The organism is Methylolobus aquaticus, from assembly GCF_054172105.1.
This window is the reverse complement of sequence record NZ_JBSYXP010000008.1, coordinates 185,639-197,834: the sequence shown is the minus strand read 5'-3', so window position 1 is coordinate 197,834 and position 12,196 is coordinate 185,639. Positions and strand designations below refer to the sequence as shown.

The following is a 12,196-nucleotide window of genomic DNA, read 5'->3' as shown; positions in this document are numbered from 1 at the left end:
AGTTCTCCTGAGAAAACATCACTATGGCGGCTCCGTCGAGACCTCGAATGATCCGGGCCGAAATCAATATTCACCGTCACGGACCGACAATTCGGCCGATTCGAGAGCAGGAAAAGCACGACCTATGCCATGACCGACTTCCAACGAAACCTACGCTTCTTCGCCGAGCGCCCAGCCTGACCCAACCCCAAGAACGCACCACAACAGGGCTATTTGACGCATACGCACCATCTAGGTGCACTCGTAGAACTTCTAAGGCAGCCGCCTCGGCTGGACAGCGTGTTCACCCTTCGCTATCCTCCAAGCCATGTTCGATCCCGCATCCCTCGATGAACTCTCCAAGCGTCTGGCCGACGCCATCCCCGGCGGCCTGATGCAGATCCGCGACGAGATTCAGAGAAATTTCCGCGCCATCCTTCAGGGCACCTTGTCCCAGATGAATCTGGTCAGTCGCGAGGAATTCGACGTGCAGCGCGAGGTGCTGGCCCGCACCCGGGCCAAACTCGAAGCGCTCGAAGCCCAGATCGCCGAGCTGGAAAAGCAGCTTCTGAAGCCCTAGCGCCCGGCCGCGTCGCAGCGTGAGCCTGGCCATCGTCTACACGCGGGGAAGGCAGGGTATCGCAGCCCCGCTGGTCACGGTTGAAGTTCATATTTCCAACGGCCTGCCGAACTTCACCATCGTGGGCCTGCCCGAAACCGCCGTGAAGGAAAGCAAGGACCGCGTCCGCGGCGCCCTGCTCAATTGCCACTTCGAATTCCCCGCCCAGCGCATCACCGTCAACATGGCGCCGGCCGACATTCCCAAGGAAGGCGGCCGCTTCGACCTGGCCATCGCACTCGGCATCCTCGCCGCCTCGGGGCAGATCCGTCGTGAAGCGCTGGCGGCGATGGAGTGCGTTGGCGAGTTGTCCCTGAGCGGCGAACTGCGGCCGATCGTCGGCGCCTTGCCGGTCACCGTCGAAGCCCGCAATGCGGGCCGATCGCTGGTTTTGCCCTGCGGCAATGCTGCCGAGGCCAGTCTGGTCGACGGCGCCGACATCCTGCCGGCAGCTCACCTGCTGCAGGTTTGTGCGCAACTGAACGGCCAGGAATCCATCGCATTCGGGACCTCGGTCCCCGAATTCGAGGCGCCGGCAACCATCCCGCCGGATCCCCCCGATTTCGCGGACGTGCAAGGTCATTTCCAGGCCAAGCGCGCGCTGGAGGTGGCTGCCGTCGGCCGTCACAACCTGCTGATGGCGGGCCCGCCGGGCACGGGCAAGTCCATGCTCGCCACCCGCCTGCCGGGCATCCTGCCACCGTTGAGCGAGGCCGAAGCGCTGGAAACCGCGGCGATCGCATCGGTCAGCGAGTTGCCGTTCGCGCCTGCGCTGTGGCGAACGCCGCCGTTCCGAGCACCGCATCACACGGCCTCGGCACCGGCCCTGGTCGGCGGGGGCAGCAACCCGCGGCCCGGCGAGATCTCGCTGGCGCATAATGGCGTGCTGTTCCTCGACGAACTGCCCGAATTCGACCGCAAGGTACTCGAGGTACTGCGGGAACCGATGGAAGCCGGCACGATCACCATCTCGCGCGCGGCCCGGCGCGTCGACTTCCCGGCACGCTTCCAGCTCATCGCCGCGATGAATCCCTGTCCCTGCGGCTATCTGGGCGATGCCTCCGGACGCTGCCATTGCACCGCGGATCAGGTGCAGCGGTACCGCCAGCGCATATCGGGCCCATTGCTCGATCGCATCGACATGCATATCGAGGTTCCGCGCATCGGAAACGCGATGCTGCGCGACGCCAGCCCCGACCGAGACGAAACCAGCGCCACGATCCGCGCACGGGTTGCGGCGGCCCGTCAGCGTGCGCTGGACCGGAGTGGCGTGCCGAATGCCGCGCTGACGCCGCAACAGATCAAGCGCGTCTGCCGGCTCGATGCGCCGGGACAGAACCTGCTGGAGCAGGCGATTGAGCGGCTCGGCCTGTCGCACCGCGCCTATCACCGCATCCTGAAGGTGGCGCGCACCATCGCCGATGTTGCCGGCAGCGCCGACATTCTTCCGCCGCACGTCGGCGAGGCGATCTCCTACCGCCGGCTCGACCGCCAAACTCCGGCCGCGTGACGCATGGCGATCGAACTGAACCCGCCGCAGCGCGCCGCGGTCACGACCGTCGACTGTCCGCTGCTGGTGATCGCCGGCGCCGGCAGCGGCAAGACGCGGGTAATTACCGAGAAAATCGCCCACCTAGTGCGCCAGGGCACGGCGGCCCGCTATATCACCGCGGTCACGTTCACGAACAAGGCCGCCCGCGAGATGAAGAGCCGCGTCAGCCGTACCCTGGACGACCGCGAACTGCGTGGGCTGACGGTCTCGACCTTTCACGCCCTGGGGCTCGACATCGTCCGCCGCGAGCATAAGGCGCTGGGCCTGAAGTCCGGCATCTCGATCTTCGACGAACACGACCGGATGGCCGTGATCCGCGAACTGTGCGCGCAGCACCCCGAACGCTTCGATGCCGATCTCGCGGCCGCGTACGCGAGCCAGATCAGTCGCTGGAAAAACCTGTTCCTGCTGCCCGAGCAAGCGCTGCAAGCGGCGACAGACGAGCCGCAGCGCGCCGCGGCGGGCCTGTATGCCGAACTGCTGCGCCTGTTGAAGTCGTACAACGCGGTCGACTTCGACGACCTGATCCTGCTGCCGGTCATGCTGTTCCAGCAGCAAGACGACGTGCTGGAGAAATGGCGCAACCGCATCCGCTACCTGCTGGTCGACGAGTATCAGGACACCAACGAAACCCAGTATCAGCTCGTCAAGCTGCTGACCGGGCGACTCGGCCGTTTCACGGTCGTCGGCGACGACGACCAGTCGATTTACGCGTGGCGGGGCGCGCAGCCGGAGAACCTCGCGCAGTTGCAGCGCGATTTTCCGCGCCTGAAGGTCATCAAGCTGGAGCAGAACTACCGCTCGACCGGACGGATCCTCCGCGCCGCGAATCAGTTGATCGCGAACAATCCGCACGTCTTCGAGAAAAAACTCTGGAGCGCCCTGGGCCACGGCGATCCGATCCGGGTCTTGCGCCATACGGACGAAATCGCCGAGGCGCGCCAGATTGCCTCGGACATCGTCCACCACAAGTTCCGTCACGGCACCGAGTTCCGTGACTATGCCCTGCTCTACCGCGGCAACCACCAATCCCGGCTATTCGAGCGCGCGCTCCGCGAATTCAGCGTGCCTTATTTCATCAACGGCGGTCCGTCCTTCTTCGGCTATGCGGAGATCAAGGACGTGCTCGCCTATCTCCGACTGATCATCAACCCGGACGACGACGCCGCCTTCCTCCGCATCGTCAACGTGCCACGCCGCGAGATCGGACCGGCAACGCTCGAGAAGCTGGGCCAATATGCGCAGCGGCGGCATGTCAGCCTGTTCGATGCCTGCTTCGAGCTCGGGCTCGCGCAGGAACTGTCCGACTCCGCCCTGCAGCGGCTCCGGCATTTCTGCGAACGCATCAGCGACGTCGCCGACCGCTGCGAGCGCGGCGACACCTTCGGCGTTCTCGACGACTTCATTACAGGCATCGGTTACGAGCATTGGCTGCGCGAGAACAGCGCCAGCGCCGCGACCGCCGAACGGCGTTACGGCAACGTGCGCGAGCTGCTGGACTGGCTCAAGCGCATCGCCAGCGAGCAGGAGCAGCAGAAGACGCTGGCCGAGTGCGTTTCCAAAGTGCTGTTGCTGGATCTGCTCGACCGCCAGGACGAGGAGAACAGCGGCGACCGCGTCAACCTGATGACGCTGCATGCGGCGAAGGGCCTGGAGTTCCCGTACGTCTATGTCGTCGGCGTCGAGGAGAACCTGCTGCCACACCAGACCAGCATCGAGGAAAACGGCATCGAGGAAGAACGCCGTCTCGCCTACGTGGGCATTACCAGGGCGCAGAAGCAGCTCACACTGAGCTACTGCTCGCAGCGCAAACGCTATGGCGAAGCGGTAAGTTGCGAACCCAGCCGCTTCCTCGAAGAATTGCCGCCGGAAGATCTGGAGTGGCCGGACCGCGTGCCGATCGACCCCGAAGAGCGCAAGGAGCGCGGCCGCGCCTCGCTGGCCCAACTGCGCAGCCTGTTAAGCGACGGTTGAACTGTGATATAGTTCGCGTTCAACGCGCCCGTAGCTCAGTTGGATAGAGTGTTGGCCTCCGAAGCCAAAGGTCGGACGTTCAAGTCGTCTCGGGCGCGCCACTCTATCGCTTCCGCAGTGATAGAGCGCAGTTGTCTTCCCCAGTGCCGGCAATCGGCCAAAGTCCAGTCAGTCGTCGGGGCGTAGCGCAGCCTGGTAGCGCACCTGTATGGGGTGCAGGTGGTCGGAGGTTCAAATCCTCTCGCCCCGACCAATTAAAACAAATGGATACGAATTAGAGCTAGACGCCAAATTCGCGAATCCCAAAAATTACCCCAACTTCTACCCCAACCAACGCGGAAGGTGGCTCGCCATCGGCGGACACACGCTCCGCTACCTGTAAGATCAAAGGGCTGTCGTAACAGTCCCTGTCAAGACCATCAGCGCGCGTTACCCACCGACTCACCGCTGATCCGACAAAAAGTCGCCCAGTTCTTTGCCAGGATCGGCGCCCGGCAGCGTCCGGCCTGATTCACCCGCGGCATAGTGGGGAACGGCGCTAAAGCGATTTCGTTGCAACAGGTCGGCATCACTGGCATGGAGTATTCGACCATCCGCCTCCGAGTTTCCAGGTCCTGCGGCGCACGCTAATCAACACCGAACTAAATCCCGAAGCAGGCCGCTATCCCAACTCAGGACACTTTTGCGATCAGTAGCTACTGTGCCGGCTTCTGTCCGGTGGCCTCGACCGGTTCAGGATACAAATCGAGGTAGACGTAACTCGCCTCTCGGCGCAGTCCCTCTGCCGGATAGGTTCTCACCAACCGCTGGTTCTCTGCGTCATAGGCGATGCCGTCGACCAAGCACGCCTCGGCGACGCGCGGATTGTAGCCGTGCAGCCAAACGAAGTTCTTTCTCGTCCAGGCGAGTACGGCCTTCTGGAGGGCACGGCTGTCCTTGTCGTAGTCACCCTGCCTAATGGTGAGGTCCAGGACATTGAGGCAGAACCCGAGAATTCTTGCCCCCTTGAAGTTTGCAAACTGCCTCATCTTGGCGACTTCCTCGTAAATCAACCGACGAGCTTTAAACTTGACCAACTTGCCAGCCACTCCGCTGAGGTGGTTGCCATTGAACAGTCTGCCCCAGACGGCGTTGTACTGAACCCTCCAGCATTGGTCGCTCGGCGATGTCACGGCGGAGGCGGCAAAAACGACTTCGAAGATCATGCCGGCGAGACCGTCATAGACTTTCTCACAACCCAGACCCCCGGTTTTCTCCCGGCCGCGCAATTTCAGGTGATCCGGTACGCCCTTCTTGTCGAGAATCTCCACCGCTTCTTCAATGAACTTGACGACGACTTGAAGCCGGGACAGCACGTCGTCATCCCATGCGACGTTGGTGACTCTGTCGAGTTTGTAAACGTCGGATGCAGCTTCCTCGATGTGACCCATCGCTCGGTACAAGACGAAGGAGTGGGTCTGGATGTTCTCGTCCACATAGTCCCTGAAAGTCATAAGGACGACTCTGCAGTACGCCTTCCACTGCGCAGCATTCCACTTCGACTTGCCCCACCAGAAGATATCTGGATCTGGGTCAAAGAGCGTTCCGATAGTCTCGACCATCAAATAGTCCGAGAACATAGTCTGCGTGAGAGGCTTGTGGTGACCGATAAGCCCCGAGTCGTACCCTTCAGCCTCGTGGAAGATAAATGAGTCCCGGTTGGCCAAGGCTTCGTTAACGATGTTCCTGGCGAAGATCTCCAACTGGATGTCGTACTTCTTCGCATCCCTCATCGCTTGGAAAATGGCCAGTGCGGTCCCGGGTGACGACTCGACGATTGCCCGGCATAGCCTCTTGTCAGCAATTAGCAACAGCAGGTCGTTCGCGTATGCCTCGACCTTGGGCGGCTCCCATGGTTGCTCACCCTCGCGCTTGAGTCCGTAATTCTCGTGCTTGCTCCTATCGGTTGCATAACGCACGAGTGTCCTAGCTGACGGCGTGATCTCATCGGCGATGACCGCCAGTTCTGCTGGGGAGCCCTTCAGAATGAAGCGGTACAGCGTGCGCGCAAATCGCTGGGCATTCCGCCTGCCATAGGTAGGCGGCCGAATAAAGGCGAACCATGCCCAAGTCAGAAAGGTGAACAGGAACAACGCGCCAAGAAGAGCCTGCCACGATGCGGGCGTCAGGATATTCCCTTTCGGCACTAGCCACTGCTCCGCACGCCAAAGGTCGGTCAACAGCGACAGGAAACCTACGGCAGTTACAACAGAGAACGTTACGCCTTGAAGAGGGATTGGGGCCGTACGAACGCGGAAGCGATAGCGCACGTCCGCGATAGTCCAAGCGAGCACCATCAGCGCGAGCGCAGCCAGGAACTCTGAGAACCCGAAAAACCTCTGGCCACTGGCATCAAGTGGAATGAAGCAGATGCCCATTAAGCACTTCTCTGCTGACACGCGCGACTTACCTGCCTGTTGTCTCTCCGCCTAGGCCAAGTATCGCAACAATTGATGCCATGGCGCACTCGCTTCAGCGCTCGGGCGCTCGCTATGGAAGCGGGCCGCCCATGCGGCGAGCTTCGGAGCCGGGCAGAGCCTTGACGCTTGAGTGACTGCTTTTGGCATTACCATCCATCGGTCAGGTCATGGCCAGAACAGGTAAACGGATGAATCCTACATCCGAGTCCCACAACCGCCCCTCGTCCCGTTCGTCTTGGTCTACAGGCTTACCCGCGATCGGAATGCAGATATTCCAAACCATGCGAAAGACGCCGCCGTCGGGACACACGGTTGAGCCGTCCATCGCGATGACGATTACCTGCACCTTGGCGCCATCATCCGCTTGCCCGACGAGCTGAAACGGTATTCGGGGCGCCGCTGGCCTCGCACCTTCGCCACGCGGTGAAGCGCAGCGTGATGGGCATGACATTCGATACCGCGGCGCTGCTCTGACGATCTCGCTAACGACTGCCAAGCTTGATCTTGCCCATCCCCTCGGCAACTCAAGATGCCGTCCTTGGATGGCCGAGTGGAAGGCGAACCCGAGCGAACACCGAGTTTGCCCGGTTCCCAGGGTCTCGATTCTCGGCACGTCATGTGGTGACTGCGCTGTCGTTCGCTAACGACAAGAGCAGGTCAGGGGAAGCCCGATGCCGCGACTGAAGGCCTATATCCCTGCCGAGGCAAGACCGCCGACCGTTTGCTCCAAGGGATCATGCCATGAGCAAACTTCTCTTTACTGAACATAACCTTAGGCAGTCGAAGCGCATAAAGTCAACGCTGCAACGGAGCAGCGCGACCATCTGGGATCGTCGAGTGGCACCCATTATGCTTACGACGAAGGCCATGGCCGCTACGGTCCGGCTCGTAGCCATGCGGTTACCTCCCTGATCTCATTCGATCCCGTCGCCGGTGTTCGGCGGCCAACCGACTTCGACAAGACTCACCGCAACGGGCCGAGGCCTGTGCCCCAGCCCGCAAGAAGAATAACCATCAAGAGACTGGACCCAATCTATGCTGTTTCGTGAATTGCCCAAGACCCCGACCAGCCATGCAGACGCATCGGCAGACCGAAGCCTGTTGCTCATCGCCGGGATGAGCCTCGCGATAGCCGGCGGCAACGCCGTCGCGGCGACCTATTACGTCGCGCCGGGCGGCAGCGACGCGAACCCCGGATCCTTCGACCGTCCCTTCAAGACGCTCAACGCGGCCGCCAGAAAACTCGCGCCGGGCGATACGCTGTTTGCGCGCGGCGGCACTTATGTCGAACGCCTGGTCATTAGCAAATCCGGCACGGCCGCCGCGCCGCTGGCCGTCCGCGCTTATCCCGGCGAAACCCCGGTCATCGACGGCCAGTACCGCCTGGCCGCCAACTGGAGCAATCTCGTCGCCCTGACCGGGACCTACATCGAGTTCGCCGGCTTCGAGGTCAGGAACGGCCTCGGCCAAGGCATCAATATGGTCGGGCCCCACAACACCGTCCGCGGTTGCAACGTGCATCACCATGCCGCACGCGGCGTACTGGCCGCCGGTGACTACAGCCTGGTCGAAGACACGCGGGTCTGGTGGAACGCCACCGACAACTGCCGCCTCAGTACCTGTCCGCCGACCAAAACGCCGAACGGCGGCTGGGGCAGCGGACTGAGTGCGGCGAAGGACCCGGTCGACGGCCTGACGCAGCATGCCGTCCTGCGCGGCAATACCGTGTTCAACAACTGGGGCGAGGGCCTGTCGACATTCCAGGCCGACGACACCACGCTCGAGGGCAACGTCGTCTACGACAACTGGGCCGCCAACCTCTATGTGTCGGATGCCACGAACGCCTGGGTGGCGGGCAATCTGATCTACTTCTCGGCGAACCCCGCTGTCGGGCGCATCGCGATCAATATTGCCCTCGCCGATGAGAAGGGCACACCCGCTTCCCGCGGCACGACCCTCGTCAACAACCTGGTGAAGGGCGGCTCGCTGAATCTCAAGTGGTGGGCCGACCGGCGCTTCCCCCAGGGCAAGCTGCAGGACGTCCTCATCGCCAACAATACCTTCGTCGACACGCAATCGACCAACGTCCAATCGGCCTCCCTCGCCATCGACGCCGCCGCGCATGTAAACGTGCAGATCCGGAACAATCTCGTGAAACAGGACACCGCCCCGCGCTGCATCAATGTCGGCGCCGGCGACATCACCTTCTCCGCCAACCTGTGGTCCAAGGCGCCGAATGCGGCCGCCTCGGCCGGCAACGATGTCGTCGGGTCACCGCAACTGGCGCTGACCGGACCGGTCGCGGCCGGCGCCCTCACCGGCGACTACTTCACGCTCACGCCGACCTCACCCGCCATCGGCCGCGCCGACCTGCTCAGCGACGTGCTGGACGATTACTTCGGCACCCCGCGTGACACGATGCCGGACATCGGAGCCCACGAATATTGATCCGGACTCAGCCGGCGACGCGTAGTACTCGACAATCAGACCGGCCTGCAGGCTCGCCCCCCCGGGCCTGGCGAGGCCGTCGCACAGCGACTGATCTCAAGGGCGGCGCCGATTTCTGTTGGCGCCGGGCCGCGTCACGCCATTAACCCCTAACCCGCATCAGCCCCAACCACCAGTAAATCCTACGCACACGGGGCGTGAGCCAATGCCCGGACTCCGGTTCGCAGGACTGGGAAACTGGGTCTGCCGGACAGTCAAGGCCTTGCTGAATAAAGGTCGGAAGCGTTCTGGCGGCGCATGCGCCCCGATCGTCTTGCGGCCCACCCCGTACCGTCGCGCAACCACAGCCACTGACCACCGGCCGGGTAACTGTCACCACCTTGGAATGGGGAGATCCGACATGGCTGCGAGCAAACGCACCAAGGCCTCTGGCCTGCTTTTTTTGCTTCCCGCCGTCGCGCTGAGCGCGACCGGCGACTTTAACAACGACGGCTACGACGACCTTGCCGTCGGCGTCCCGAGCGAATCGGTCGGCCTGGTCAGCGGCGCCGGCGCGGTCAACGTACTTTCGGGCTCGGCGGCCGGCCTTACCGACGTCGGTAATCAGATCTGGAATCAGGACAGTCTCGGGGTGCTAGATATAGCCGAGGCGGATGATCAGTTCGGCGATGCGCTCGCGGTTGGCGATTTCAACAGCGACGGCTACGACGACCTCGCGATAGGCACGCACTTCGAGGATATCGGTGCAATCAGCGGCGCTGGTGCGGTCAGCATATTGCTCGGCTCGGCCGCTGGTCTTACCGAGGTCGGCGATCAAGTCTGGCACCAGGACAGCACCGGCCTCGTGGACGTCGCGGAGGCGAACGATCGGTTCGGAGCAGCGCTGGCGACCGGTGACTTCAACCATGACGGTTACGCAGACCTCGCCATCGGCATACCGGGCGAGTCGGTCGGCGCGGCGATCTCCGCGGGCGCCATCCAGGTACTGCTGGGCTCGGCGGCCGGTCTCACCGACGCGGGAAACCAGTTTTGGCATCAGGATAGCCCCGGGGTGCACGACGCCGCCGAGGCCGGGGATGAGTTCGGATCGAAGCTGGCAGTCGGCGACTTCAACGACGACGGCTACGACGACCTCGCGATCGGCGTGCCTTATGAGTCGTTAGGTGCCATCAGCACCGCCGGTGTGGTGCATGTGCTGCTGGGTTCGCCGACTGGCCTGACCGATGCGGGCGATCAGCTATGGCACCAGGACAGCGGCGGCATTCTGGGTGTCGCCCAGGCGGACGACCAGTTCGGTCGGGCGCTGGCTGCGGGCGATTTCAACCAGGATGGCTACGACGATCTGGCGATCGGCGTGCCTCGGGAGGATGTCGCCGGCACGGCGAACGCCGGCGCCATCAATGTTCTGCTGGGCTCCGCCGCCGGTCTGACGGCGGCCGGCGACCAGCTCTGGCACCAGAATACTGCGGGGATCCACGATCTCGTCGAGCAGGATGATCAGTTCGGTCACGCGCTGGCAGCCGCCGACGTGAATGCCGACGGATTCGACGATCTGGCCATCGGCGTGGTTGGGGAAGACATCGGTGCGTTGGCGAGCGCCGGTGCCGTACACCTGTTTCTGGGGTCGGCAGTGGGACTGACGGCGGCCGGTGATCAGTTCTGGCACCAGGATACGGCCGGCGTTCTGGACACCGCGGAGGGTGGTGATCAGTTCGGCGATGCCCTGGCCACCGGTGATTTCAACCAGGACGGCTACGCCGACATGGCCATCGGCAACTTCGGCGAGGACCTGGCCGGGGTCTTCGACGCGGGTGCGGTCAACTTACTCCCGGGCAATGCGGCAGGTCTCACCGCGGTGGGTGATCAGTTCTGGAATCAGGACAGCGCCGGAATTCTCGATACGGTCGAGAACGGCGACAACTTCGGGAGCTTCTAGCGAAAATGGCCTGGGCGTGACATCAGGAAACCGCCAACCACCACGGCTGCCGGCGAAGCGACGGACCGGGCCCCGGGCGCAAACGCCCCGATGGCCATCGGTTCGGATTGTGATCGGGTGTCGTCTGCGGCCTGTTTGGTCCGGGCGGACTCGTGCATCGGTCTGCCATCACGGCACGGAGCCAGGTCCGTGCCGTGATGACGGGCCGGACGTCACAGCAGAATGAAGAGGATCACCAGACCGGCGACAACGTAATAGAGTCTGGGAAACGTGTTCTTGAAACTGCCGATGGACCAGTCATCGACGATCCTCAGCCAGTTCGCGGCACAGTCGATGTAACCGCCCGCCCGCTCCGCAAGATCTTTCTGCTCTTCTGCCATTGCCTCTCCTCCGATTGATACAGTTAATTTTAGTTATGAATAGAACGCGATTTTTCGCGCCCCGTGTATCTTACACAGCATTTGCCTTGATCGGACCCGAACATGCTTCGGCTGCAGCGGACATGCGGAAACGAACAGGATCATGCGGTGAGTGCCGGGGATAGCCCATACGGCGTGAACACCGAGACCTGACAGCCGTTTTGGCGCGATAATCGAGGCGCGTTGTACAGATGTCTCCGCCATGGACCGCCGGACCAATGACGATACCCCCGCCACTGCACCCAGGACATTCCGCACGCGGCCGAGTGACTGCATCACTCAGGCACCACCGGCACCGCTCTGGAGCCCATCCGGCGCCGACACCGTGACAAGGTCGCTGCGGTGCTGCTGATTCCCTTCCGGCTCGGAGCTGTCGCTTACGCCGTCGATGTGACCGACGTGCATCAGGTGCTGCCGCTGCCCAGGCTCCGATCGGTACCGGGCGCGGCGGACTGGCTCCGCGGCGTGTTCGTCTTCCAGGGCGCGGTGATGCCGGTGGTCGACTTGTGTCAGATCGCCTGCGGCCAGGCCTGCCCTGAGCTTCTGAGTTCGCGCCTGTTGCTTGTCGGCAACCGTGGAAACGACACTCACTTGCCGGCGCTGGGCTTGCTCGCCGAGGCGGTCACACAGGCCGTGCGTGGGGACACCGTGGCTGTCCCGCGAACGGTCGGTGGGCCGATCGGGCCGGCCTACACAGGGTCGTGGGCCCAGATCGACGGTCAACTGGTGCAACTGATCGCCTGGGAGTCTTTGGCAACGCCGGAAGTGCGGGCCCTTTACCAGACGGACCCCGGCGATGATGGATGATCC

General features: G+C 62.9%; 8 protein-coding genes and 2 tRNA genes. 8 read left to right on the top strand and 2 right to left on the bottom strand.

From position 1 onward, the window contains the following. Positions 1–307 precede the first annotated feature (307 nt). From ubiK to ACW73L_RS12780, 5 genes are all read left to right on the top strand, one after another. On the top strand, positions 308–559 hold the full coding sequence (gene ubiK, locus ACW73L_RS12800; RefSeq protein ID WP_498922501.1) for a ubiquinone biosynthesis accessory factor UbiK: 252 nt from the start codon (positions 308–310) through the stop codon (positions 557–559). A 19-nt stretch (positions 560–578) separates the two neighbouring features. Further along, complete coding sequence (locus ACW73L_RS12795) at positions 579–2,108, top strand: YifB family Mg chelatase-like AAA ATPase (protein ID WP_498922499.1); 1,530 nt, start codon at positions 579–581, stop codon at positions 2,106–2,108. A gap of 3 nt (positions 2,109–2,111) precedes the next feature. Further along, entirely contained in the window at positions 2,112–4,124 is a 2,013-nt protein-coding gene (gene rep, locus ACW73L_RS12790; protein ID WP_498922497.1) for a DNA helicase Rep, read from the top strand. Positions 4,125–4,148: 24 nt separating this feature from the next. Next, positions 4,149–4,225: transfer RNA gene (locus ACW73L_RS12785), tRNA-Arg, on the top strand. A 75-nt stretch (positions 4,226–4,300) separates the two neighbouring features. Continuing rightward, positions 4,301–4,377: transfer RNA gene (locus ACW73L_RS12780), tRNA-Pro, on the top strand. Between the two features lie 442 nt (positions 4,378–4,819). Here ACW73L_RS12780 and ACW73L_RS12775 read toward each other — a convergent pair. Next, complete coding sequence (locus ACW73L_RS12775; protein ID WP_498922495.1) at positions 4,820–6,541, bottom strand: hypothetical protein; 1,722 nt, start codon at positions 6,539–6,541, stop codon at positions 4,820–4,822. A gap of 1,143 nt (positions 6,542–7,684) precedes the next feature. Between ACW73L_RS12775 and ACW73L_RS12770 the strand changes: the two genes are divergently transcribed. Next, on the top strand, positions 7,685–9,031 hold the full coding sequence (locus ACW73L_RS12770; RefSeq protein WP_498922493.1) for a right-handed parallel beta-helix repeat-containing protein: 1,347 nt from the start codon (positions 7,685–7,687) through the stop codon (positions 9,029–9,031). 400 nt (positions 9,032–9,431) lie between these two features. Further along, complete coding sequence (locus ACW73L_RS12765) at positions 9,432–10,967, top strand: FG-GAP repeat protein (RefSeq protein ID WP_498922491.1); 1,536 nt, start codon at positions 9,432–9,434, stop codon at positions 10,965–10,967. A 212-nt stretch (positions 10,968–11,179) separates the two neighbouring features. On the opposite strand, the gene ACW73L_RS12760 is transcribed toward ACW73L_RS12765, so the two are convergent. Further along, entirely contained in the window at positions 11,180–11,347 is a 168-nt protein-coding gene (locus ACW73L_RS12760; RefSeq protein WP_162560232.1) for a hypothetical protein, read from the bottom strand. 381 nt (positions 11,348–11,728) lie between these two features. Here ACW73L_RS12760 and ACW73L_RS12755 point away from each other — a divergent pair, with 381 nt between their 5' ends. Further along, positions 11,729–12,193: a chemotaxis protein CheW gene (locus ACW73L_RS12755; RefSeq protein ID WP_498922489.1), complete on the top strand. Its 465-nt coding sequence runs from the start codon at positions 11,729–11,731 to the stop codon at positions 12,191–12,193. The last annotated feature ends 3 nt before the right edge of the window (positions 12,194–12,196 follow it).